General features: G+C 65.5%; 22 protein-coding genes and 1 riboswitch. Of the genes, 15 read left to right on the top strand and 7 right to left on the bottom strand.

Features of this window, described 5'->3' with window-relative positions; all coding sequences use genetic code 11:
• Positions 1-3: 3 nt before the first annotated feature.
• From SOM47_RS09595 to pncB, 3 genes are all read left to right on the top strand, one after another.
• Positions 4-861 (top strand): glycosyltransferase family 2 protein, encoded by an 858-nt coding sequence (locus tag SOM47_RS09595; RefSeq protein WP_320505431.1) that lies wholly within the window; start codon positions 4-6, stop codon positions 859-861.
• Entirely contained in the window at positions 858-1,694 is an 837-nt protein-coding gene (locus SOM47_RS09600) for a glycosyltransferase family 2 protein (RefSeq protein WP_320505432.1), read from the top strand. Before SOM47_RS09595 ends, SOM47_RS09600 begins: the two co-directional genes overlap by 4 nt.
• A gap of 515 nt (positions 1,695-2,209) precedes the next feature.
• Positions 2,210-3,388: a nicotinate phosphoribosyltransferase gene (gene pncB, locus SOM47_RS09605; RefSeq protein ID WP_320505433.1), complete on the top strand. Its 1,179-nt coding sequence runs from the start codon at positions 2,210-2,212 to the stop codon at positions 3,386-3,388.
• 102 nt (positions 3,389-3,490) lie between these two features.
• On the opposite strand, the gene SOM47_RS09610 is transcribed toward pncB, so the two are convergent.
• The gene (locus SOM47_RS09610; RefSeq protein ID WP_042613620.1) at positions 3,491-4,807 is read right to left on the bottom strand and encodes an NCS2 family permease; all 1,317 of its coding nucleotides are present in this window, start codon (positions 4,805-4,807) and stop codon (positions 3,491-3,493) included.
• 86 nt (positions 4,808-4,893) lie between these two features.
• Positions 4,894-6,558 (bottom strand): energy-dependent translational throttle protein EttA, encoded by a 1,665-nt coding sequence (gene ettA / locus SOM47_RS09615; protein WP_042613621.1) that lies wholly within the window; start codon positions 6,556-6,558, stop codon positions 4,894-4,896.
• Between the two features lie 240 nt (positions 6,559-6,798).
• Between ettA and SOM47_RS09620 the strand changes: the two genes are divergently transcribed.
• The 5 genes from SOM47_RS09620 (at position 6,799) to ribD (ending at position 11,343) form a co-directional block, all read left to right on the top strand.
• Positions 6,799-7,512, top strand: a complete 714-nt coding sequence (locus SOM47_RS09620) for a hypothetical protein (protein WP_320505434.1) — start codon at positions 6,799-6,801, stop codon at positions 7,510-7,512.
• A 120-nt stretch (positions 7,513-7,632) separates the two neighbouring features.
• Positions 7,633-8,136: an RcnB family protein gene (locus SOM47_RS09625; RefSeq protein WP_042613623.1), complete on the top strand. Its 504-nt coding sequence runs from the start codon at positions 7,633-7,635 to the stop codon at positions 8,134-8,136.
• 151 nt (positions 8,137-8,287) lie between these two features.
• Positions 8,288-9,541 carry a serine hydroxymethyltransferase gene (glyA, locus tag SOM47_RS09630; RefSeq protein WP_042613624.1) on the top strand — a complete coding sequence of 418 codons (1,254 nt, stop codon included), beginning with the start codon at positions 8,288-8,290 and terminating at the stop codon, positions 9,539-9,541.
• 152 nt (positions 9,542-9,693) lie between these two features.
• The gene (gene nrdR, locus SOM47_RS09635) at positions 9,694-10,215 is read left to right on the top strand and encodes a transcriptional regulator NrdR (RefSeq protein WP_042613625.1); all 522 of its coding nucleotides are present in this window, start codon (positions 9,694-9,696) and stop codon (positions 10,213-10,215) included.
• A gap of 36 nt (positions 10,216-10,251) precedes the next feature.
• Entirely contained in the window at positions 10,252-11,343 is a 1,092-nt protein-coding gene (ribD, locus tag SOM47_RS09640) for a bifunctional diaminohydroxyphosphoribosylaminopyrimidine deaminase/5-amino-6-(5-phosphoribosylamino)uracil reductase RibD (protein ID WP_320505435.1), read from the top strand.
• Here the strand turns inward: ribD and SOM47_RS09645 are convergent.
• Positions 11,282-12,409: a metallophosphoesterase gene (locus SOM47_RS09645; protein ID WP_320505436.1), complete on the bottom strand. Its 1,128-nt coding sequence runs from the start codon at positions 12,407-12,409 to the stop codon at positions 11,282-11,284. The two genes, ribD and SOM47_RS09645, sit on opposite strands and share 62 nt — an antisense overlap.
• A gap of 247 nt (positions 12,410-12,656) precedes the next feature.
• A complete protein-coding gene (locus SOM47_RS09650; protein WP_101100332.1) occupies positions 12,657-13,280 on the bottom strand; it encodes a hypothetical protein in 624 nt (207 codons plus the stop codon).
• Between the two features lie 158 nt (positions 13,281-13,438).
• Positions 13,439-13,595, top strand: a riboswitch (FMN riboswitch).
• Positions 13,596-13,670: 75 nt separating this feature from the next.
• On the opposite strand from SOM47_RS09650, the gene SOM47_RS09655 reads away from it, so the two are divergent.
• From SOM47_RS09655 to thiL, 5 genes are all read left to right on the top strand, one after another.
• Complete coding sequence (locus SOM47_RS09655; RefSeq protein ID WP_320505437.1) at positions 13,671-14,273, top strand: riboflavin synthase; 603 nt, start codon at positions 13,671-13,673, stop codon at positions 14,271-14,273.
• Positions 14,270-15,370, top strand: a complete 1,101-nt coding sequence (gene ribB / locus SOM47_RS09660) for a 3,4-dihydroxy-2-butanone-4-phosphate synthase (protein ID WP_192084363.1) — start codon at positions 14,270-14,272, stop codon at positions 15,368-15,370. Before SOM47_RS09655 ends, ribB begins: the two co-directional genes overlap by 4 nt.
• A 91-nt stretch (positions 15,371-15,461) precedes the next feature.
• Complete coding sequence (ribH, locus tag SOM47_RS09665; protein ID WP_320505438.1) at positions 15,462-15,929, top strand: 6,7-dimethyl-8-ribityllumazine synthase; 468 nt, start codon at positions 15,462-15,464, stop codon at positions 15,927-15,929.
• Positions 15,926-16,405: a transcription antitermination factor NusB gene (gene nusB / locus SOM47_RS09670; protein ID WP_320505439.1), complete on the top strand. Its 480-nt coding sequence runs from the start codon at positions 15,926-15,928 to the stop codon at positions 16,403-16,405. Before ribH ends, nusB begins: the two co-directional genes overlap by 4 nt.
• A 44-nt stretch (positions 16,406-16,449) precedes the next feature.
• Positions 16,450-17,442, top strand: a complete 993-nt coding sequence (gene thiL, locus SOM47_RS09675; protein WP_320505440.1) for a thiamine-phosphate kinase — start codon at positions 16,450-16,452, stop codon at positions 17,440-17,442.
• Here the strand turns inward: thiL and SOM47_RS09680 are convergent.
• The 3 genes from SOM47_RS09680 to SOM47_RS09690 are packed head-to-tail and all read right to left on the bottom strand — an operon-like array spanning position 17,433 to position 19,722.
• Complete coding sequence (locus tag SOM47_RS09680; protein ID WP_320505441.1) at positions 17,433-18,458, bottom strand: fimbrial protein; 1,026 nt, start codon at positions 18,456-18,458, stop codon at positions 17,433-17,435. The genes thiL and SOM47_RS09680 overlap by 10 nt on opposite strands.
• Positions 18,455-19,261, bottom strand: coding sequence for a fimbrial biogenesis chaperone (locus tag SOM47_RS09685; RefSeq protein ID WP_320505442.1), 807 nt, complete (start codon positions 19,259-19,261; stop codon positions 18,455-18,457). The genes SOM47_RS09680 and SOM47_RS09685 overlap by 4 nt, the downstream gene beginning before the upstream one ends.
• Positions 19,258-19,722 carry a fimbrial protein gene (locus tag SOM47_RS09690; RefSeq protein WP_192084366.1) on the bottom strand — a complete coding sequence of 155 codons (465 nt, stop codon included), beginning with the start codon at positions 19,720-19,722 and terminating at the stop codon, positions 19,258-19,260. The genes SOM47_RS09685 and SOM47_RS09690 overlap by 4 nt, the downstream gene beginning before the upstream one ends.
• Positions 19,723-19,975: 253 nt before the next feature.
• Between SOM47_RS09690 and SOM47_RS09695 the strand changes: the two genes are divergently transcribed.
• Together SOM47_RS09695 and SOM47_RS09700 are read left to right on the top strand one after the other, a co-directional pair.
• The gene (locus SOM47_RS09695) at positions 19,976-22,432 is read left to right on the top strand and encodes a fimbria/pilus outer membrane usher protein (RefSeq protein WP_320505443.1); all 2,457 of its coding nucleotides are present in this window, start codon (positions 19,976-19,978) and stop codon (positions 22,430-22,432) included.
• A gap of 43 nt (positions 22,433-22,475) precedes the next feature.
• Complete coding sequence (locus tag SOM47_RS09700) at positions 22,476-22,979, top strand: fimbrial protein (protein ID WP_192084368.1); 504 nt, start codon at positions 22,476-22,478, stop codon at positions 22,977-22,979.
• The last annotated feature ends 57 nt before the right edge of the window (positions 22,980-23,036 follow it).

A 23,036-nucleotide genomic window follows, 5' to 3' on the forward strand; every position in this document is an offset into this window, starting at 1 on the left:
GGGATGGGGGCGATCGTGTTGTTGCCGTTGGGCGTGGACGATTCTGCATTGGACCGCAGCCTGGCGGCCTTGGATGCAGGCACGCCACCCGGTACCGCCGTATGGCTGGCCGACGACGCACAGGCTGGCCCGCGTGCGCAGGCCGTGGTGGAACACTGGCTGGCCCACACCCCCCTGCAGGCCGAGTACACGCGCCGTTCCCGGCCGTTGGGGGAAGTGGCCCATCTGGATGAGATGCTACGCGCCTGCGCCGGCCTGGATGTCGCGGTGCTGGCGCCGGACAGCGTGGCGGCTCCAGGGTGGCTGGAGCAGCTGCAGGCCTGCTTCTCCCGTGATGCCTCGATCGCCACGGCGACGCCGTGGTGCAATGCAGGCGAGACCGTTGGCTGGCCGCGGATGGGCGAGGTCAATGCCATGCCCGACGCGCTGGAAGCGCTGTCCCGCGCCTGTGCCGACATGCCGGCCGGATATCCGGAACTGCCCTCGGCGGTGACCCACGCGGTGCTGGTGCGGGGCACCGCGCGGCAACGTGCAGGCGGACTGGACGCGGACAGTTACGGCGGCTGGAGCGCGGCGCTGATCGACCTGGGATTGCGCATGGCCGGGCTGGGCTGGCGCAACGTGCTGTGCGAGACCGCCTTCGTCGCCCGCGCCGACGAGGGTGGCCACGCACCGGGTGACCTGGAAGCGCTGGCCAGTCGCTGGCCGGCATGGACGCCGCGGCTGGCCGATTTCCTGATGCACGATCCGCTGCGTGCCGCACGCCACGACCTGCAGCTTCGTTACCAGCGCGCGATAATGCCCAAGGCGCAGGGCGATCTGTTCGGCGCCGCATCGCCGCCGCAGGAGCCGCACGCTTGAACCCCGCCATCGTTGCCGTCGTCGTCACCTACCAGAGCAGCACCACCATCGAGGACTGCCTGCAGCGCCTGCGCGACGCGCGTGGCATCGCAGAGATCCGCGTGGTGGACAACGGATCGACCGACGACACGGTGGATATCCTGCAGCGGCATGCCAGCCATGATCCGCGCGTGCGCTTCATCGCCAACCCGGACAACCCCGGTTTCGCCGCCGCCAACAACCAGGGCGTCGGCGATTCCAGCAGTCCGTGGCTGGCCTTCATCAACCCTGACGTGATGGTGGAAGCGGAGACCCTGGCCCTGCTGTGCGAGCGCGCGCAGGCGCTGGGCGACTGCCTGCTGGGCGTGGAGCAGGTCGATGAGAGCGGCCGTGCCGACGATGCGGTGCGCCGTCGCGACCCTGACTTCCTGGCCATGCTGCGCTCGCCCGGGAGCGGGTCGAAGCTGGCCATCGCACGAGATCCCAGCGTGGCGATGCAGCGCGTGCCGGCGATCTCCGGTGCGGTGATGCTGATGCCGCGCGCGCTGTTCGAGCGCATCGGCGGTTGGGATGCCGGCTACCGGCTGCACGCCGAAGACCTCGACCTGTGCCGTCGCGTGCGCGAGGCCGGCGGCGTGGTGGCCATCGCCAACGACCTGCGGGTGCTGCACGTACGCGGCGTCTCCAGCCGCTCGCGGCCGTTCTTCGTGGAATGGCACAAGCATCGCGGCCTGTGGCGGTATTTCCAGCGCTTCGAAGCACGACAGCGCAGCCTGCCGGTGCGGGTGGCGGTGTGGGGGGCGATATGGGCGCATGCGGTGCTGCAGGTGCCCAGGTTGCTGCGAGCGGCGTAGCCCCTCGTGGTTGGTTGCCTGGTTTGGGCTGGCTGGTTTGGCGTCGGGTGGGTGGGTCATGCAGGACACGCCGTGAATCCATCCATGGAGGCTCGCTGTTCGCATCCATGCGAACAGACGGTCCTGCATGACCCACCCACCCGGCGCCCTGACAGGTTCCGTGGGCCGCCAGCCACGTAAAAATGAAAGAAAAAGCGGTAGCGCCGACCCATGGTCGGCGGAAACCATCAGGCCCCATTTCTCCGACATCCGCCGACCATGGGTCGGCGCTACCAGGGCCGCTGGTTTCCTGGCCGCCATGGACCTGTCGAAGGTGGGGCGGGGTGGGTTGGCGGGAACGCTCATCCGCATGGATGCGGATGGCGAGCCTCCATGGACGGATTCACGGCGATTCCCGCCAACCCACCCCGCCCCGCCAACCCAACAGCCCTGCAGCTCTTGATCTTGCCGTTGCCTCTGCAGGCGCCGGGCCGCAGGCCCGGCACCAACCCCCGCACGCGGCGCATAATGGCGGCATGATCATCCAATCCCTGCTCGACACCGACCTGTACAAATTCACCATGATGCAGGCGGTGCTGCACCAGTACCCCGGCGCCACGGTGCAGTACCGGTTCAAGTGCCGCACGCCAGGCATCGACCTGGCGCAGTTCATCGGCCAGATCGACGAAGAGATCGATCACCTGTGCAGCCTGCGCTTCAGCAGCGAAGAACTGGATTACATGCGCGGCCTGCGCTTCGTGAAGCCGGACTTCGCCGACTTCCTCGGCCTGTTCCACCTGGACCGCAAGTACATCAGCCTGCGTGCCTCGGACAGCGTGCCCGGCGAGATCGAGCTGGACATCACCGGGCCGTGGCTGCACACGATCATGTTCGAAGTGCCGCTGCTGGCGATCATCAACGAGGTCTGGTTCCGCAACACCACCACCGCCGACATCGCCGAAGGCGAACGCCGGCTGCAGGCCAAGGCGGCGCTGCTGCGTGACACCCCAGGTTTCGAGCAGTGCCGGGTCGCGGACTACGGTACGCGCCGGCGCTATTCGCGCGACTGGCATGCCCGCCTGCTGCCCCTGCTGCGTGACGCGCTGGGAACCCAGCTGGTCGGCACCAGCAACGTGCATTTCGCCCGGCTGTACGGCATGACGCCGCACGGCACGATGGCACACGAGTACCTGCAGGCGTTCCAGGCGATCGGTCCGCGCCTGCGCGATTCGCAGGTGGCCGCGCTGGAATCGTGGGCGCGTGAATACCGCGGTGACCTCGGCATCGCGCTGTCCGACGTCGTCGGGCTGGATGCATTCCTGCGCGATTTCGACATGTATTTCTGCAAGCTGTTCGACGGCGTGCGGCATGATTCCGGCGACCCCTTCGACTGGGGTGACCGGATGCTGGCGCATTTCCAGCAGCGCCGCGTCGATCCGCGCAGCAAGGTACTGGTGTTCAGCGATGGGCTGGACATCGAAAAGGTCATGCGCCTGTTCGACTACTTCCGTGGCCGCTGCCAGGTCGCCTTCGGCGTCGGTACGCACCTGACCAATGACCTCGGTCCGACGCCGCTGAACATCGTGATCAAGATGGTCCGCTGCAATGGGCAGCCGGTGGCGAAGCTGAGTGATTCGCCGGGCAAGAGCATGTGCGACGACCCCGGTTACCTGGCCTACCTGCGCCAGGTATTCGAGCTGCCGCCAGCGCTCTGATCCGGTGCGCCTTCCGCTGCGCTCGCCGAGCATGGCTCGGCGCTACCAACACCCGGCGATCCCAACCACCTCGGTAGCGCCGAGCCATGCTCGGCGGACGCATCACTCCAGCGCGTAACGCAGCACGAACAAACCGGCCACCAGCCAGACCGCCGGATGCACCTCGCGCCAGCGCCCGGTGCCAGCCTTCAACGCCGCATAGGCGATGAATCCGAACGCAAGCCCATTGGCGATGGAGTAGGTGAACGGCATCGCCAGCGCGCACAGCGCCGCCGGCACCGATTCGGTGAGGTCGTTCCAGTCCACCTCCACCAGCTCGCGCAGCATCAGGCCCGCCACGAACAACAGGGCAGGGGACGTGGCGTAGCCGGGCACCATCGCCGCCAACGGCGAAAACAGCAGGGCGGCCAGGAACAGCGCGGCGACCACCAGCGCGGTCAGTCCGGTACGCCCGCCCACCTGCACGCCGGACGCACTCTCGGCGAAGGCGGTGGTGCTGCTGGTGCCCAGCAGCGAACCGGCGACGATGGCGGTGCTGTCGGCCAGCAGCGCGCGGCCGAAACGCTTCTGCGCGCCGGGCAATTTCAACAGGCCGGCACGCCCGACCACGCCGTACAGCGTGCCGGTGGCATCGAACACTTCCACCAGCACGAACACCAGCACCACCTGCAGCAGCACCGCCAGCGGCGCGCCGCCGTCGTGGTGCAGCAGGCCGGGCAGGTCCAGCTGCAGGAAGGTCGGGGCCAGGCTGGGTGGCAAGGAAACAAGCCCCTGGTACTGCACGCTGCCCAGCAGCCAACCGGCGCCGGTGACGGCCAGGATGCCGATCAGGATCGCACCGCGCACACGGCGCGCTTCGAGGATGGCGATCAGCAGGAAGCCTGCCAATGCCAGCAGCGGCGGGGCGGTGTTGAGGGCACCCAGCGCGACCAGGGTGTCCTCGTTGCCGACGATCACCCCGGATTTCTGCAGGGCGATGATCGCCAGGAACAGACCGATACCGGCCACGATCGCCGAGCGCAGCGATGCCGGTATGCCCGCCACCAGCCAGGCGCGCACGCCGGTCAGTGACAGCACCAGGAACACCAACCCGGAAATGAACACCGCCGCCAGCGCTTGCTGCCACGGCAGGCCCGCTGCGCCCACCACGGTGAAGGCGAAGAAAGCATTCAGGCCCATGCCCGGTGCCATGCCTACCGGGAAGTTGGCGGCGAAGGCCATCACCAGCGAGCCCAGCGCGGCGGCCAGGCAGGTGGCCACGAATACCGCGCCGGCATCCATGCCGGTGGTGGACAGGATGTCTGGATTGACGAAGACGATGTAGGACATCGTCAGGAACGTGGTCAGGCCGGCCAGCAGTTCGGTGCGCACGGTGGTGCCGTGCTGCTGCAGCTGGAACAGGCGTTCGAGGAGGGCCATGGAAGTCTCGCCGGGAGCGTCGCCAGCTAGCGGGCGACCTACAGAAGGAGAAAGGCCGCGCGAGCGCGGCCTTTCCTGTTGCTGCCTTATTTCAGCGCCTTGAAGCGCAGGCGCTTGGGTGCGGCGTCGTCGCCCATGCGGCGGCGCTTGTCCTCTTCGTATTCGCGGTAGTTGCCCTGGAAGAACTCCACGTGCGAATTGCCTTCGAACGCCAGGATGTGCGTGGCGATGCGATCGAGGAACCAGCGGTCATGCGAAATGACGAAGGTATTGCCGGGGAACTCCAGCAGTGCATCTTCCAGCGCGCGCAGCGTTTCGATGTCCAGATCGTTGGACGGTTCATCGAGCAGCAGCACGTTGCCACCCTGCAGCAGGGTCTTGGCCATGTGCAGGCGGCCACGCTCACCGCCGGACAGCGAACCGACCAGCTTCTGCTGGTCCTGGCCCTTGAAGTTGAAGCGGCCGATGTAGGCGCGCGACTGGATCTCCACGCCGTTGATGTTGAGGATGTCCAGCCCGCCGGCGATTTCCTGGAAGACGTTGTGGTTGCCCTCCAGTGCGTCGCGGCTCTGGTCCACGTAGGACAACTTGACGGTCGGGCCCACCACGATTTCGCCGGTATCCGGCTTTTCCTGGCCGGTGATCATCTTGAACAGGGTCGACTTGCCGGCGCCGTTGGGGCCGATGATGCCGACGATGGCGCCACCGGGCACCAGGAAGTTCAGGTTGTCGAACAGCAGGCGATCGCCGAATTTCTTCGAGACGTTCTTGAACTCCATCACCGCGTTGCCCAGGCGTTCGCCCGGCGGGATGAAGATTTCATTGGTCTCGTTGCGCTTCTGGTAATCAACCGACTGCAGTTCTTCCAGGCGGGCCAGGCGGGCCTTGCCTTTGGTGCGTCCGCCCTTGGCATTCTGGCGCGACCACTCCAGTTCCTTCTGGATGGCCTTCTGGCGCGACTTCTCCTGGTTGTCTTCCTGCTTCAGGCGCTCATCCTTCTGGGTCAGCCAGTCGGTGTAATTGCCCTTCCACGGAATGCCGCGGCCACGGTCCAGTTCCAGGATCCATTCGGCGGCGTTGTCCAGGAAGTAGCGATCATGGGTGACCGCCACCACGGTGCCGGTATAGCGCGCCAGGAACTGCTCCAGCCATTCCACCGACTCGGCGTCGAGATGGTTGGTCGGCTCATCGAGCAGCAGCATGTCCGGCTTCTGCAGCAGCAGGCGGCACAGCGCCACGCGGCGCTTCTCGCCACCGGACAGGGTGCCGACGATCGCTTCCCACGGCGGCAGGCGCAGTGCATCGGCGGCCACGTCCAGCTGGTTTTCCAGGGTGTGCGCATCGCCGGCGGCAAGGATCGCCTCCAGGCGCTCCTGTTCCTTGGCCAGCTTGTCGAAGTCGGCGCCTTCCTCGGCATAGGCCAGGTACACCGCGTCCAGCGCAGCCTGTGCCTGCAGCACTTCGCCGACGCCTTCCTCGACCGATTCACGCACGGTCTTGGTCGGGTCCAGTTCGGGTTCCTGCGCCAGGTAGCCGACCTTGATGCCGGCCTGCGGGCGGGCCTCGCCCTCGAAATCGTTGTCCACGCCGGCCATGATCTTCAGCACGGTGGACTTGCCCGAACCGTTCAGGCCCAGCAGGCCGATCTTCGCCCCCGGGAAGAACGACAGCGAGATGTCCTTGATGATCTGCCGCTTGGGCGGAACCACCTTGGACACGCGGTTCATGGTGTAGATGTATTGCGAGGACATGCAGTCTCCCAGAGGGTCGATCCACCGGGCCGAGAGCGCTGGCCGGCGGAAAACGGAATATTTGACCCACGATTATCGCCGATCCCCCCTTTCACTGCCATGGCAGGCGGCGGCGGATTCAGCCATGGGGGAGCACCGACCGGGCATGGGCCGCAAGGACCGCATTTGAAGGCCGCTATCCCGACTGTGGCAGACCGGGGCACCGATCAGGCTGGTGGCTCCAACCCATGGAAATCACGCATGAACGTCATCCGCACGTTGTTGATCACCGCCCTGTTGCCGCTGTCGGCTGCCGCCCAGACGGCCCCGCCGCTGCTGCCATCGAGCCTGGCGTTGCAGGATCTGGAGCTCGCCTCCGGCAGCCTGCGGGAATTCGATATCGAGGTGGCACGGTCAGAAAAGTGGCTGCCCTATGAACTGGTCGCCGCCACGGACAGCGCCGGTCTGTCAGGCACCCTGCTGATCGCGCTCGCTGATGGGCAGCCGCTGCGGGAGGTCGTGCTGGATGGCTCGCGCATCGTCGGCGGCCTGGTGACGCTGCCCGCCAGTACCTCGGCGCGTCGCCTGCGGATCAGTCTGCGCACCGGCGCGAAGGACATGCGTGCCGACCTCTCGCTGACCCCGGTGCGCCCCCAGCTCAGATCCGGCCAGGTCGTCCCGGTATTTCCCCGCCGGATGGCCGAGGATTCCTTTGCCGAGACCCTGGAGCTGCGGCTGACCAAGCCCTCCGATGTGGACCTGCGCACCTGGGGAGGCAATGCCGCCGTGACATTGCAGGTAAAAGGAGAGGCGACGGGGGGCGGCTTCCCGGTAGCAGTCTGCAAGGATCAAGGAGATGCGTGGCGGCGCTGCCTGTTGCCCCGCCTCGGGGCAGGCGTGTACTGGGTATCCGTTGAAGGAACCGGCGCCCCGGTCAATCTGCTCGGAAGCTGGACGATCAGCCAGGGCGAGTAAATACCTGCCGGAATCTGAACAGGCGTTCCGGCCGACCCATCGGTAAGCGTTTCCAGCCGGAATACATTCAGATCCCATGGGCAATATGGACATCACCCACCCATCCTGCAGAGGTAGACAATGCGCATCAATCGATTCCTGGCCGGTGCCGTTGCCTCCGTACTGGCCTTTGCGGCGGTGAGCCCGGCATTCGCCGATGACCACCGCCATCGCGGCCATGATCGTCGCGAATGGCGCGATGACCGTCGCGATGATCGCCGCGACCACCGCAACGATCGTCGCGAGGCACGGCGCGATTGGCGTGACGACCGCCGACATGACCGCCGCCATTGGCGCGATGACCGGCGCCATCACGGCTACTACCGTCCTGCCCCGCCGCCGCGCGTGGTCTACCGTCCTGCCTACCGTCCGGCGTATGGACCGGGGCCCGGCTATGGGTGGAAAGTCGGCCACCGCTACCGCGATTATTACCGTGGCCCGATCTACGTGGTGAACGACTACAACAGCTACCACGTGCGTCGCCCGCCGCGCGGTCACCACTGGGTCCGGGACGACCGCGGCAACCTGTTGCTGGTCGCCATCGCCACCGGGATCCTGGCCGACTTCGTGATCAACGGCCGCTGATATCCGGGCTCGGGCAGGTAAGCTGATACGCGACGGCGCCGATGTGGCGCCGTCGTCGTTTGTGGGGAAGCCGGCATTGGCCCCCCTCCCGGCGCAGGCACTACAATTGGCAGCCTTGCTGTTCCTTTCCTGCCTGCCCCCGGAGAAACCGATGTTCCCGCGCGACGTCCGAATCGAAAGCTACGATCCCGAACTGGCCAAGGCCATCGCCGATGAGTCCCAGCGCCAGGAAGACCACGTCGAGCTGATCGCCAGCGAGAACTACGCCAGCCCGATGGTGATGGAAGCCCAGGGCAGCCAGCTGACCAACAAGTACGCCGAAGGCTATCCGGGCAAGCGCTATTACGGTGGTTGCGAATACGTCGATATCGCCGAACAGCTGGCCATCGACCGCCTCAAGCAGCTGTATGGCGCCGACTACGCCAACGTGCAGCCGCACAGCGGCTCGCAGGCCAACCAGGCGGTTTATTTCGCCCTGCTGCAGGCCGGTGACACCATCCTGGGCATGAGCCTGGCCCATGGCGGCCACCTGACCCACGGCGCCAAGGTGAATGCCTCGGGCAAGCTGTTCAATGCGGTGCAGTACGGTGTGAACGACCAAGGCCTGATTGATTACGACGAAGTCGAGCGCCTGGCCGTCGAGCACAAGCCGAAGATGGTCGTCGCCGGGTTCTCGGCCTATTCGCAGGTCGTCGATTGGGCTCGGTTCCGTGCCATTGCCGACAAGGTCGGTGCGTATCTGTTCGTCGACATGGCGCACGTGGCGGGTCTGGTCGCCGCCGGCGTCTACCCGAGCCCGCTGGACCATGCCCATGTGGTGACCTCCACCACCCACAAGACCCTGCGTGGTCCGCGTGGCGGCATCATCATCGCAAAGGGCGCCAGCGAAGAACTGGTCAAGAAGCTGCAGTCGATCGTCTTCCCGGGCATCCAGGGCGGCCCGCTGATGCACGTCATCGCGGCCAAGGCCGTGGCGTTCAAGGAAGCGCTGGAGCCTTCCTTTACCGCCTATCAGCAGCAGGTGGTGAAGAATGCCCAGGCCATGGCGAAGACCCTGATCGCACGTGGCTACAAGATCGTTTCCGGCGGCACCGAAAACCACCTGATGCTGGTGGACATGATCGGCAAGGACGTGTCGGGCAAGGACGCAGAAGCGGCCCTCGGCAAGGCCCACATCACGGTCAACAAGAACTCGGTCCCCAACGACCCGCGTTCGCCGTTCGTGACCTCCGGCCTGCGCCTGGGGACCCCGGCGGTGACCACCCGCGGCTATGGCGAACAGGACTGTGTCGATCTGGCCAACTGGATCGCCGACGTGCTGGACGCACCGGCGGACGAGGCGGTGATCGCACGCGTGCGCGACGCGGTCAGCGCACAGTGCCGGAAGTATCCGGTGTACGGCTGAGCGATCGGGACTTCCGCAGCCAGGCGACGACGCCCGACCGCGCGCCTGCCGCCTGCCATGAGCGGCCCTTGTTTGCTGCTCATGGCCTTCTCAGGTACCGTTGCGACGCCGCCATGTCCATCGCATGACGTTTCCGAGACTCAAGGCGCCCCATGCATTGTCCGTTCTGCCAACATGCCGATACCCGTGTAATCGATTCGCGCGTCTCTGAAGACGGTGCGACGATTCGTCGTCGGCGTGAGTGCGAGGCCTGCAGCGAGCGCTTCAGTACGCTGGAAACCATCGAGCTGAAGCTGCCGACCATCGTCAAGGGCGATGGCAGCCGCGAGGCGTTCGAAGCGCGAAAAGTGCGTGCCGGCTTCGACCGCGCGCTGCAGAAGCGTCCGGTGCCGGAAGACAAGATCGAAGCGGCGGTGCGTTCGGTGATCCACCAGCTGCGCATCTGCGGCGAGCGCGAAGTGCCCTCCATCCGCGTCGGCGAGTTCGTGATGAACGAACTGCGCAAGCTCGACCATGTCGGCTATGTACGCTTCGCTTCGGTCTACCGCAGCTTCGAGGATGTCGCGGACTTCCGCGAAGAAATCGAGAAGCTGGAGCGGGATCTGCCGGCCAGCACCGAGCAGCTGCAACTGCTGGGCGATGTGATCGCCTTGACCAAGAAAAAGAAAGGCTGACGCGCACCGCTGCGCGCCTGCGCCCAAGGAGCACCGATGAGCGCTTTCTCCGCGCTGGACCACCTGCACATGGCCGGCGCCCTGCGCCTGGCCGAACGCGCCGCCTATACCACCCGGCCCAATCCGATGGTCGGTTGCGTGATCGCCCACGGCGGGCAGGTGGTCGGACAGGGCTGGCATCAGCGCGCCGGCGGCCCGCATGCCGAAGTGTTCGCACTGCGCGAAGCGGGCGAGCAGGCGCGGGGCGCAACCGCCTACGTCACCCTCGAACCGTGTGCGCATTTCGGCCGCACGCCACCCTGTGCATTGGCACTGATCGAAGCCGGCGTCAGCCGCGTCGTGGCCGCCCTGCGCGATCCGTTCCCGCAGGTCGACGGTGGCGGTTTCGATCTGCTGCGCGCAGCGGGGATCGAGGTCCATGAAGGGCTGATGGCCGTGCAGGCGCGGGAGCTCAACCGCGGTTTCCTGTCGCGCGTCGAGCGCGGCCGCCCGTGGGTGCGGGTCAAGCTGGCCGCCAGCCTGGACGGCCGCACGGCGATGGCAGATGGCAATTCGAAATGGATCACCGGGCCGGCCGCACGCGAAGACGTCCAGCATTGGCGGGCGAGGGCCGGTGCGATCCTGACCGGAGCCGATACGGTGCTGGCCGACGACCCGATGCTGACCGTGCGCCTGCCCGGCATCGAGGTGCTGCCGCCGTTGCGCGTGGTGCTCGATGCACGGCTGCGCTCGCTGGAATGCGCGCGGGTGCGGGAAGGCGGCGCACCGACCTTGTACCTGCACGATCCGGCCATCACGGCCCCTGACGCAGCCGATGCGCAGTTCGCCAGCGTGCCCAGCGTTGCCGGTCGGCTGGATCTGGGCGCGGTGCTTGCACTGCTCGCAGCGCAGGGCATCAACGAAGTGCATACCGAAGCCGGTGCGACGCTTGCGGGTGCGTTGATGTCCGGCGGCTGGGTCGACGAGCTGCTGCTGTACCAGGCGCCGACCCTGCTCGGCGAGCAGGGCCTGCCGTTGTTGTCAGGACTTGGCATCCAGGCCATGACGCAGCAGTTGCGCATGCAGGTCATTGAACAGACACGGGTGGGTGAGGATCAACGCTTGCTGCTACGTCCGCAGGCGCGCTGATGCCAAGGGGCGAGTACCCGTCCGGGGCGCGGCTTGACGCGTCGCGAGGAGACGTGGCTTTCGAACGTCCGACCAGCTTCCTGTTGCGCCAATCATTCCCGCTGACTTTGAACACCAGCAGTTCGCGGTCCTGGGGATTATAAAAAGCGGTGAGAAATGTCTCACGGGAAGCTGCGCCGCTCAGGTACACCGGAATGGTGCCGACTGATTTGTATTTTCCTGCCGAGCCGTGCAGATGTCCGGCGAAGATGCCGAGAATGAGATCTTCATTGTCCTTCATGAGCTGCCGGAATCGCGGATTGTCGGGCGACTGCCAGTTTGCATAAGGTGGCTTGTGCATGTTGAGAATGACATCCTTGCCAGCTGTACGCGCCCACTTCAGCTCCGTCTCGAGGAAGTCAAGCGAGTCATTGATGATGAACGTCCTTCGAGCGGATTCGTACGTCACGCTGTAGGTCGGTTCATTCTGCAGCTGGATCGCCAGGATGTCACCGAGCACCAGGGAGTAAGCCAGGCTGCCACGATGCATTTCCCAGCCGTTGTCTTTGACCGAATAGTCGAATGCGCGTGTGGGGTAGCTTCTTGCCCAGCCCGCCATGTCTTTGTACATGTCCCGCGCGCAGCCGTTGTTGGCGCAGTCGTTCACATTGTTCTGGTAATCGTGGTTGCCGAGATTGGCGTAGAAATTCCGACGATAGAAGTCCTTGAAGGGGTGGTTGTACATGTAGTCCCGTTCCCCGCCATGGCCGAATGCGGTGATGTCGCCGTTGAGGAACAGCGGTACGTTGTCGAGCCCGCCGAACTTGATCCGGTATTCCATCGTGGCCAGTGCCTGGCGGTTGATGAAGAGTTTGGAACGACGCACCGTCTCGTCGTTGCTCTCAGGCTCGCCAGAGTCCGATTTTTCGGTCCACGGATGTTGCGTGTCGGAGATGAAGACGAAATCCTGCAGCACCGGCTCGGAGGATGAGACCGGGAAGGGCAGCAGGCAGGCTAGAGCGGCTGACAGAAGCCAGCGGACGTTGTCGTGCGGGAGAGGCAAGGGCCAGGAAGCGCTGCAGGACATGGCGGTACTCCTTCGGGGATGCTGTCCATCAGACACGCGCTGGCAAGGCACTGCAGTCGGTGGAATGCCCGCGCGGCCTGGAGGTCGCAGGTGGGCAGGCTGGCCGCGTGGCGGCCCGGACAGGGCCAACCGTCATCGTGGGTCGCAGATGGCCCGGATGCTGTCGGCACTTCCGCACCCTTCAACACGAGCAGAAAAAAAATGGGCTCCCGAAGGAGCCCATCATGTGCAGCCTGGAGCGACAGGATCAGAAGCTGGCGCGGACGCCGGCCGAGTACTGGGTCACGTCTTCGATGACCTGCACTTCGCCCACCACGCCCCACATCGGGGTGATGTTGATCTGGCCGCCGACGTTGCCGACCCAGGTGCCGTCCATGTCGCTGCCATCCATGTAGCCGGCTTTCAGCCAGGCTTCGGTGCGCGCCGACGGCTTGCCGCGCACGCCGAAGGTGCCGCGCGCGGCGTTGAAGTGGTCCTTCTGGCGTACGGTGGCGAAGCCGGTTTCCTTCAGGGTCAGTTCGGCGTTCTGGCGGGTCCAGGCGATGTCGGCGGTGAAGTCCACGCGGTCGCTCATGCCCATGTGGTAACCGATACCGAACTCGGGCTGGTCCAGTTCCAGCTTCAGGCTGCCGCCATCGAAGCCGTAGGACTTGGACACCTGCGACCAGGCGCCGAACAGGTAGACCTGCGGTGCGATCGCGAACGAGCCACGGATGTAGCCGCCGTCGACCTTGGGGTCGTCCAGGAAGTCATCGTTGACCTGGAACTGGGTCCAGCCTGCCTCGACGTAGGTGTAGCTCAGATCGTCGGCGGCGAAGGCCGACAGCGGCGACAGGGCGAGCAGGGAGGCGGCCAGCAGCATCTTGCGCATGCGTGATTTCCTTGAGGTTGCGTTCCATTGCAGGCAGCCGGTCCGACCGCCCGGGGCGACGTCGTTGTCGCACTCGGCGCGGATTCTAACGAAAATTTCACAAAAAGCGAGCCTTCAGCCTCATTTGTTACACTAGCCCCGCCGGTTCGCCGGTATACAAACGTCTTCAGGGCGGGGTGCGATTCCCCACCGGCGGTAGGTGCCCGACACGGCACGAGCCCGCGAGCGCTCCGGCAGGGTCATCCTGGCAGGGGGTCAGCAGATCCGGTCGGATGCCGGAGCCGACGGTCATAGTCCGGATGAAAGAAGACGGTGCCACGGAACCTTGCGGTGCCGTGCGTGCCTGTTTGCCTTGCGGCGTTTTTCGCTCACTCCTGCGGAGAACGTTACTTGTTTACTGGAATCATTGAAGGCCTCGGCCACTTGGCCGCCCGCGAAACCCTCGGCGGCGATGTCCGCTTCACCTTCCACGTCGGCAGCCTGACGTTCGACAACGTCCAGCTGGGCGAAAGCATCGCCATCAACGGCGTGTGCCTGACCGTGATCGCCTTCGACGCGCACACCTTCCAGGCCGATGCATCGACCGAAACGCTGGGGCTTACCACCCTGGGCCAGCTGGCCGAAGGCGCGGTGATCAACCTGGAGCGCGCCATGCGCCCTACCGACCGGCTCGGCGGACATCTGGTCAGCGGGCATGTCGATGGCCTGGGGCAGGTCCTGTCCATCCATGACGACGCACGCGCGCAGCGCTGGCGCTTCGCCGCCCCGGCCGCCCTGCGCCGCTACATCGCAAAGAAGGGCTCGATCTGCGTCGACGGTGTCAGCCTGACCGTCAATGAAGTGGACGAGGAGGGGTTCGACGTCGCCCTGATCCCGCATACCGTCACGCACACTGCGTTCTCCAACACGGCGGTCGGCAGTGCGGTGAACCTGGAAATCGACCTGGTCGCCCGCTACGTGGAACGCCTGCTGGGCGAAGGAGCACGCGCATGAATTTCGCCCCGATCCCCGAGATCCTGGAAGACATCCGCCAAGGCCGCATGGTGGTCATCGTCGACGACGAAGACCGCGAGAACGAAGGCGACCTGATCATGGCCGCCGAGCTGGTCAAGCCCAGCGACATCAACTTCATGGTGACCCATGGCCGCGGACTGGTATGCCTGCCATTGACCCGCGAGCGGGCAGCCGACCTCGGCCTGGCGCCGATGGTGCAGGCCAACACGGCTCAGTTCCAGACCAACTTCACGGTCAGCATCGAGGCCGCCGAGGGCGTGACCACCGGTATTTCCGCCTATGACCGGGCCCACACGATCCGCACTGCGGTCAAGCCCACCGCCAAGGCCAGCGACCTGCACCAGCCGGGCCACATCTTCCCGTTGATCGCCCAACCGGGCGGGGTGCTGACCCGCGCCGGCCACACCGAAGCCGGCGTGGACCTGGCGATGCTGGCCGGGCTGGAACCGGCCGGCGTGCTGGTGGAAATCCTCAACCCCGATGGCAGCATGGCGCGGCGGCCGGAGCTCGAAATATTCGCCCGCGAACATGGCCTGAAGATGGGCTCCATCGCCGACCTGATCGCCTACCGGCTGGCCACCGAAAAGACAGTCGAGCGTGTCGATGAGCGGGAAATCGACACCGAGTTCGGTGCCTTCACCCTGGTCACCTACCGCGACCGCATCGCGCACGATCTGCATTTCGCCCTGGTCCGCGGCACCCCCGATGCCGATACCCCCACCCTGGTACGGGTGCAGGTGGAAAACCCGTTGGCGGACCTGCTGCACTGGCGCCGTGACGATTTCGGCGTGGCCGCGACCGATGCGCTGCGCGCTATCGCCGCGGCAGACAGCGGCGTGATGGTCGTGCTGTCGGCCCCGCGCGATGGCGAAGCCCTGTTGGCACGCCTGCGCCAGCAACCGCAGCCGATCGCCCCCGGCAAGGACAAGGATGTAAGCCAGTGGCGCCGCAACGGGGCCGGTGCGCAGATCCTGTCCGACCTCGGGCTGGGCAAGCTGCGCGTGCTGGGCACGCCGCGTCGCCAGGTCGGCCTGGCCGGCTATGGCCTGGAAGTGGTTGAAACGCTGGGCTGCTGATCCCGGCATGGCGCGGGCGGGCTCACGGAGGCCCCGCCCACCGCCCGCGCGCGGTAAACTTGACTTCTCTTACGTACCCCCATACCCGCACATGAGCCATTTCGAAGGCGATCTTCGCTCTCCCGGATCGGCGCGCCTGGCCATCGTGGCCAGCCGCTGGAACGCCCGCATCACCGACGCGCTGGTCACCGGCGCGCGGCAGAGCCTGTCCAGCAATGGCATCAGCGAAGAGGCCGTGGATGTCATCCGGGTGCCCGGCGCCTGGGAAATTCCGCTGGTCGCCGCGCGCCTGGCCGCTGCCCACCAGCATGCTGCCATCATCACCCTGGGCTGCGTGATCCGTGGCGACACCCGCCATTACGAACACGTGGCCGACCGCTGCGCCGAAGGCCTGATGCGCGTGCAGCTGGACTTCGGCGTGCCGGTGCTGAATGGCGTGCTGGCGGTGGAACGTGCCGAGGATGCCGAAGCACGTGCTGGCGGCAGTCATGGCAACAAGGGTGAAGAGGCCGCCTTGGCGGCCTTGGAAATGATCAATCTTCTGGAGCAGCTGCCATGAACAACCATTCCCAGGGCAGGCCGTCCGGCAGACCCGTGCGCCGTGACGGCGTCGATCCCGTGCTGCGTTCGCGCGCACGTCGCCGTGCCGTGCAGGCCATCTACGCCTGGCAGATTTCCGGCGGCAACGGCCAGTCACTGGTCGCCCAGTTCGCCCACGAACAGGCACGCGAAGTCGCCGACCTGGCCTACTTCGAAGCGCTTGTGCATGGCGTGCTCGACAACCGTCGCGATATCGACGAGGCGTTGGCGCCGTACCTGGACCGCACCATCGAAGAAGTCGATGCGATCGAACGGGCGGTGCTGCGACTGTCGGCCTATGAACTGCGCTTCCGTGCCGACATCCCGTACCGCGTGGTGATCAACGAAGCCATTGAATCGGCCAAGCGCTTCGGCTCCGAACACGGCCACACCTATGTCAACGGCGTGCTGGACCGTGCCGCCGTCGAGTGGCGCAAGACCGAAAGCGGCCACTGACCCGTGATGGCGGCGGACGACGTCCGGCGCCACGGACACCTCGTATGTCCCTCGCCGAATTCGCCCTGATTGACCGTATCCGCGCCCGTAGCAAGGGGCGCCATGACATCGTGCTGGGCATCGGCGACGACGCGGCGCTGCTGCAGCCGCTGGCCGGACACTGGCTGGCGGTGACTGCCGACACACTCAACAGCGGCGTGCATTTTCCGCCGGAAACACTCCCCGCCGACATCGGCTGGAAGACCCTTGCGGTGAATCTTTCCGACCTGGCGGCGATGGGCGCCACCCCCGCGTGGGGCACGCTGGCGTTGTCCCTGCCGGAAGCCAGCGCGGCGTGGATCGATGCCTTCGCCGACGGCTTCTTCGCACTGGCCGATGCGCATGACTGGCGGCTGATTGGTGGCGATACCACGCGCGGCCCGCTGTCGTTGTCGGTGACCGCGTTCGGCCAGGTACCGCACGGGCAGGCCTTGCGGCGCGATGGCGCGCAGGTGGGCGACGACATCTGGGTCAGCGGCACGTTGGGTGATGCGGCCGGTGCGCTTGCGCTTTGGCAGCGTGGTGAGCTGGACGTCACCCGGCCCGCGGCTGATGCGGAGACCGAGTTCCTGCGCCAGCGATTGCTGCGGCCTGTGCCGCGCGTGCAGCTGGGGCTTGCGCTGCGCAGTATCGCGACCGCTGCAGTGGATGTGTCCGACGGACTGATGGCAGACCTGGGGCATATTGCCGCGCGTAGCGGCGTGGCGGCCCATGTCGACGCCGATCTGCTGCCTTGCTCGACGGCGCTGCAGCGTGTGCTGGGTAGCGAGGCTGCGCGCTCCTGCGCACTGCAGGGGGGGGATGATTACGAGCTGTGCTTTACTGCGGCCGTTACCAGTCGGCGGCGCCTGCTGGCGCTGTCCGGTGAGCTTGGCATATCGCTGACACGCATCGGTGCGATGCTGCATGGCGAAGGCGTTCACTGCCCAGGATCAGGAGCGGTCCACGGCTACGTACATTTCCTGTCTCCGCCCATGGCGGCCGGCGATCAGTCGTAGTCAGCGGTCAGTATCGCTTTCCCCTGCACGCTACCGGGCGTCAACGCACCTGCGATGCGGACGTAGCGTGCGGTCAACTCGATGTTCTGATCACCGGCATGCGGGCCTGCATGCGTCCATTGGTTGCCAAAGTGCACGGGCTGGCCATTACGCAGCAACTGCACCGCAATGCCTGTGCCGCTGTGGGATGGCGTCGGCGTAAGGATGCTGCCTTGGTTGCCGGCGTCCATTGCATCGTGAAGCGTCAAGTTGACTTTGATGCCATCGCGCGGGCAATTCATCAGTACGTTCAATGGTGTGTCGCCGGTCGATGCGCCCACCGTGGGGAACTGGTCTGCCGACGCTGGGCCCAGCTGCAGGGCGGTATCGAACAGGACACAGGTGCGCGCGGGAATCACCAGGCTGAATGACAGGCTGTGCTGCAATGAGCCATTGGCGGGGAAACCCGGCATCGTGGTGATGGCGCTCAGGGTTGTCGGAGCTACGTTGGTCATCGCCCCGCCGCGCGAATAGATGTAATAGCCCAGGCCGAGGGTCATGTCCACGCCTCCGCCGTGGCCGCTGGTCACCTGGAACGTGTTTGTCGCGTCTGCGCGGTAGGGGGTGTTATCCGTGCCGCGGGGCGCGCCGGCACTGTATTTTCCGAAATTGAACACGATCAGCGGCGAATCCGGTCCCCAGCCAAAAGCAGGATACGGACGCCCATTGAATGTGATGTCGCGGACATACGTCAGTCCCGCCATCTGCGGGACACTCACTATGTCGATGGCCGTCACTCGTGGGCAGTTGGTGAACAGCAGGCCGCCGCCTCGCCCGTTGCTGACGCTATGCAGCAGGACATCCGGTCGTGTTTCATCCGCTATCGTGATCTCACCGCCATTTATCAGGTCGCTGCCCTGTACCACATTGCAGGCGTGCAGCGTGCCGGTAAGAAAGGTGCCTGCGGTGACAGCGCAGCGCAACATGCGCATCGCCATGCCCGCTGTTCCATGCATGCGAGGGTGACGGATGCTCATGGTGAACTCCGCGCAGCAGCGATGATAGTGTCATCTGCTGGCCGCGCGTGCGCCTTCGCTTCGCGCTCCGCACCATGGTCGTCCAGCCACGCGTAGCTGATCGTCGCAGGGCGTGCATCCGTGTCCGGCAAGGCAACATGCAATGTGCCGAACGGGGCCACCATCTCCGCAGCAAGCTCCTTTCCATCTGCAAGGGAGATGCGGGTCAGTGTCACGTGATAGGGGCTGGGATTGTAGACGCGCAGCTGCGGGGCGCCGTCAGGTGCGGTTGACCAGCGCAGGCCTGCCGCCGCAGCCGCGGGTTGGCCAGCTAAGCCTGCCGGGCGGAAGAACAGCTTCATGCGCGAGCGCACAGCGAACTGCAGCAGATTGCTGCCTTGGGCCTCTCGCGGTTTCGGGGGAATGTCCAGCAGATTGAAATAAAACAGCGATTCGCGATCTGAAGCCAGTGCAGGGTCAGCCGGGTGCGGCGCGTAGGTGAGGCGGTAGGCCTGGCTTTGCTGGTCCTGGATCAGGCGCGGCTCCACCGGCGTCAGCTGGAATGGCGTGCGGATGTCGTCGGGCGATCGTCCCGCATCGCCCGCATCGATCCACACCTGCACCAGCGCGGGTACGTTGCCGTTGTTACGGGCGGTGACCGTGACGTCGTTGCCGCGGCGTGCATCAAGCACCACGCGCGTTCCGTCAACGACCACGGCTGCCGACGCCGGCGAGATCAGCATCGCCGCAAGTATGGGGGGGAACCAGCACTGAGTACGCTGCATGAGGGCGACCCTGAAAAAGAAGGCATCGGAGATCTTCATGGATAGGCCACCACGAGCTCGACGGATGCAGCGGCGGTTCCTGCCGTGGCATCGCCTACGGGGGATGCATGCCAGGCAGTAAGGTCGACACGGGTCTGTGGGCTGCGTTGCACGCGCAGCCAGCGGCCACCCGATTCCCCGATCGGCCAAGGTGTGCCCTGGGCATCGGAGATGGCGACGCCGACATGGCGCAGCCCATCAATCCAGATGTCCAGCGGTGGGTCGCCACCGGATGCCGGGCAGGCCAGGAACACGCTGAAGTCCTTTCGGCCAGCCCGTGCATTGCCGTTGACCACGGCCGGGTCGACGCGCCCGGTCAGGACCGCAAGTGCGGGGTGACGGGCCTGGACCTCGCAGGTCGAGGTGACCAGCTCGCCGCGTATCTGCAGCGGCAAGGCCCCAGCAGCGAAGGAGACAGTCGTGCCAAGCAGGCCCGTGACAACGCAAGGCAGGAGATTCATCAGGGGAACGTCCGAAGAGGAAGGCGTGGCGGCACGGTGAGAGCGCTGCGGTTCCGGAAGTGTTATCGACCTTGTCTGTCGCCGATATGAGCGAAGGTGTAAGTCCAGCGCAGCAAGTTTCTATCGGGGTACGAGAGTCAATCGATAACTCTCCATGCCAGTGCAGATTGCAGGAAACCTGATGTGAGTGGCGGTGGAATCCACCTAACTTGCGGCCTATTCGTCCTCCTCGGCGGAATACTCCGCAACACCCATGCGCAACACGCTCCGGCTTCTTCTGCCCTTGGCCATCATCTTGGCGCACCCTTGCGCCGGGCGCGCTGCAGGACGTGACGAGAGCCGATATGTGTTCAATGAGGGATTTCTGGTCGGCAATCTCCCAGCCAGTGCGCAGTCCTATGCGGATGGCGACTCATTGCCTGCGGGAATCCATCGCCTGGAGATCCGCATCAACGGTGTGCTGGACGATACGAGCGATATCGACATCGATCCGCAGGGACGCGCGTCCTGCCTGCCGGTGGATATCCTGCAGCGTCTGCCATTGCGCCCTGCGCTGCGCGAATCGCTCGACAAGGCCGGCGGGTGTGCTGATCTATCGACGCAGGTGGAGGGCGCCCGTGTCACGGTGGATGCCGCCACCCTGCAGTTGCGGATTTCAGTACCGCAGGCCGCGTTGGACGCCGGCCCCCGTGGTCATGTCGCACCGGCGCAGCGCGATCAAGGGCTGACCGCCGGTTTCATCGATTACACGTTCAACCATTACGCCGCTGCACAGAGCAGCGCGGCCTATCTCGGCGTCGCCGCTGGCTTCAATGCGGGGTCATGGCGGCTGCGCCACCGTTTTTCACTTAGCCGCCGACGGGGCCGCCTGGACCATCAGGCGCACGCCACTACGTTGCAGCGTGATCTGGCCGACTGGAACGCCCGGCTTGTAATGGGGCAGGGAGCCACCAGCAGCAGCCTGTTTCCTTCCGTCCCGTTCATCGGCGCAAGCGTGCTGACGGACGAGCAGATGCTGCCCGATTCACAACGTGGCTACGCGCCCGTGGTAAGAGGAACTGCAGAAGGCAGCGCCCTGGTCACGATACGCCAGAACGGGCAGGTCATCCGGGAGCTGAGCGTGGCGCCGGGGCCTTTCATCATTGACGACCTCTACCCGACAGCTTACAGCGGCGACCTGCAGGTCACCGTAATGGAAGCGGATGGTCGTGAGCGACGGTTTGACGTCAGTTTTTCCGCCGCGCCCTTGGCGCTGCGGGCGGGTCTATCGCGCGTGAACGTGGCTGCCGGTCAACTGGACAGTCTGCAGACAAGTTACCGGGACACGCCGCTGCGGACAGGCCGTCGTTTCGTCGAAGCCACCTACGCGCGCGGCCTGTCCAATACGGTCACTGCATTGGCCGGCGCGCAGTGGGCAGGGCACTATCATGCCGCTTCGGCAGGCATTGCCCTGAACACGCGCATCGGTGCGTTCGGTTCCGATCTCACCTCTTCTTCTGCACGCCCGCCAGGTGTCGCTGCGCGCTCAGGCTCCAGTGTTCGCCTGAATTACCAACGCTATGTTGCCGGTACGGCGACCCGGCTTGGGCTGTCCTCTTCGTGGACATTGGCACGGGGTTTCTCCGGCCTGGCCGATCACCTTGATCCCTACAGCGGGGGCAAGGAAACGAAGGCCGAGCGCTCCCGTCTGCATTGGAACATCAACCAACGACTGGGCGACCACAGTCAGTTCTACCTCATGGGCAGCCAGAGCACCTCGTGGCGACATGCCCAAGGTCACCTGCAGTATCAGATGGGATTGCAGCAGTCACTGGGCAGCGTGAACATCGACGTGTCCGCGACGCGCAGCGACTTCGGTGACGGCGGCCAGGACGTGCGTTACGCGATTGGCATGAGCATGCCACTGGGCCGGGCGATGCACGCTCCGCGGCTGATCACGCGTCTGGACCGCGCGGACACTGGATCGCGTCAGAGCCTTGACCTCAGCGGCTCCCTCGGTGCTTCAAATCCTTTCAGCTACGGTGCATCGGCGAGCCGCGGCAGCCATGGCGACACCAGCCACCTGAGCGGGACATGGCAGTCGAGCCATGGCCGATTCCATGCCAGTGCGGGGCATGCGGAACAGGGCGCGACGCGTTCGCTGGGCGCGGCGGGCAGTCTGGTGCTCCACGCGGGGGGGCTCAACGCGGGCCCAGCGAGCCCCGGTACGCTGGTGCTGGCCCATGCCGCCGGTGCGGAGGGGGCGCGCGTGGGCCTGGGGGGCGACATCCGCATAGCGCGTAACGGCTACGCGGTGCTTCCGCATGCAAGCCCCTATCGCTGGAACCGTATCGAGCTGGACCCGAGTGGACTGCCGCTCGACGTCTCTGTGGCACGGACCTCGCAACAGGTCGCGCCCACGGCTGGCAGCATCGCGCCAGTAACGTTCGATGTACGTCGCGATCGCGTGTTGTTCATCGATGCCGTCGACTGGCTGGGCCGCCCGCTGCCCTTCGCGACCGTGATTCACGACGAGCAGGGACGGGCCGTGGGTGCGGTAGGTCAAGGCAGTGTGATCCAGCTGCGCGGCGCGCAGACACGTGGCGTACTGACCGCCCGAGTCGACGGCCGGGCTCTCTGCCGGCTTGTCTATGAACTCCCTGAAACCCCCGATACACACGGGCTGGAATGGATCCAGGCCACCTGTACGCATACGGGGTCCATGGATTGAATTCTTCTTTTCTTCAACTCCTCTTTGAAAGGACTGCGTCATCATGTATTTCCGTACTCTTGCTTCTTGCCTCGTTGTGACAGGTGCCGGCGCGTGTGTCGTCCTGCCTGCGCCTGCGAGCGCGGCTACCCTGACCATCAGCGGTCAACTGCGGGCGGGCACCTGCTCGCTGAACGTGCCTGCGGTGACGCTCCCGGCCATGCCGGCCAATACACTGAAGGAAGGCGACAACAGCCTGGTCGAAGTCGATCTCGCGTTGACGGGTTGTGTGGGCGTCAAGAAGGCCACCCTCACGTTCGAGGGCACCGCCGCTCAGAACGACGGCGATCGCTGGCAGAACACCGGCGCTGCCGAAGGGGTGTCCTTGTCGCTGCTGAAAGAGAAAACTGGAACCACCTACATCAAGAAGGGCGATACCCAGGTGCTGACAGTGGCCGCGGACAAGGCCACCTTCCCGATGCGCGCCGGCTACTTCTACACGAAAGGTTCCGCTCTGGCGGCCGGCACGGTGGCTGCCAGCATCACGATTACTGCGGCGTATGAATGATGACGGGTAGCGAGCGTTGGCTGCCTGATCCTGCATACTTCAACCAGACCATTCCAG

Source organism: Stenotrophomonas sp. CFBP8980 (assembly GCF_034046095.1).
GTDB lineage: Bacteria > Pseudomonadota > Gammaproteobacteria > Xanthomonadales > Xanthomonadaceae > Stenotrophomonas > Stenotrophomonas lacuserhaii.

Coding starts and splice junctions, on each gene's coding strand:
- SOM47_RS09610 (WP_042613620.1), bottom strand. CDS start 4,807: ATGGCCCTCCTCGAACGCCTGTTCCAGCTGCAGCAGCACGGCACCACC.
- SOM47_RS09700 (WP_192084368.1), top strand. CDS start 22,476: ATGTATTTCCGTACTCTTGCTTCTTGCCTCGTTGTGACAGGTGCCGGC.
- ribH (WP_320505438.1), top strand. CDS start 15,462: ATGAGCCATTTCGAAGGCGATCTTCGCTCTCCCGGATCGGCGCGCCTG.
- thiL (WP_320505440.1), top strand. CDS start 16,450: ATGTCCCTCGCCGAATTCGCCCTGATTGACCGTATCCGCGCCCGTAGC.
- glyA (WP_042613624.1), top strand. CDS start 8,288: ATGTTCCCGCGCGACGTCCGAATCGAAAGCTACGATCCCGAACTGGCC.
- SOM47_RS09690 (WP_192084366.1), bottom strand. CDS start 19,722: ATGAATCTCCTGCCTTGCGTTGTCACGGGCCTGCTTGGCACGACTGTC.
- ribB (WP_192084363.1), top strand. CDS start 14,270: ATGAATTTCGCCCCGATCCCCGAGATCCTGGAAGACATCCGCCAAGGC.
- ribD (WP_320505435.1), top strand. CDS start 10,252: ATGAGCGCTTTCTCCGCGCTGGACCACCTGCACATGGCCGGCGCCCTG.
- SOM47_RS09680 (WP_320505441.1), bottom strand. CDS start 18,458: ATGAGCATCCGTCACCCTCGCATGCATGGAACAGCGGGCATGGCGATG.
- nrdR (WP_042613625.1), top strand. CDS start 9,694: ATGCATTGTCCGTTCTGCCAACATGCCGATACCCGTGTAATCGATTCG.
- nusB (WP_320505439.1), top strand. CDS start 15,926: ATGAACAACCATTCCCAGGGCAGGCCGTCCGGCAGACCCGTGCGCCGT.
- SOM47_RS09650 (WP_101100332.1), bottom strand. CDS start 13,280: ATGCGCAAGATGCTGCTGGCCGCCTCCCTGCTCGCCCTGTCGCCGCTG.
- SOM47_RS09695 (WP_320505443.1), top strand. CDS start 19,976: ATGCGCAACACGCTCCGGCTTCTTCTGCCCTTGGCCATCATCTTGGCG.
- pncB (WP_320505433.1), top strand. CDS start 2,210: ATGATCATCCAATCCCTGCTCGACACCGACCTGTACAAATTCACCATG.
- SOM47_RS09620 (WP_320505434.1), top strand. CDS start 6,799: ATGAACGTCATCCGCACGTTGTTGATCACCGCCCTGTTGCCGCTGTCG.
- ettA (WP_042613621.1), bottom strand. CDS start 6,558: ATGTCCTCGCAATACATCTACACCATGAACCGCGTGTCCAAGGTGGTT.
- SOM47_RS09625 (WP_042613623.1), top strand. CDS start 7,633: ATGCGCATCAATCGATTCCTGGCCGGTGCCGTTGCCTCCGTACTGGCC.
- SOM47_RS09595 (WP_320505431.1), top strand. CDS start 4: ATGGGGGCGATCGTGTTGTTGCCGTTGGGCGTGGACGATTCTGCATTG.
- SOM47_RS09685 (WP_320505442.1), bottom strand. CDS start 19,261: ATGAAGATCTCCGATGCCTTCTTTTTCAGGGTCGCCCTCATGCAGCGT.
- SOM47_RS09645 (WP_320505436.1), bottom strand. CDS start 12,409: ATGTCCTGCAGCGCTTCCTGGCCCTTGCCTCTCCCGCACGACAACGTC.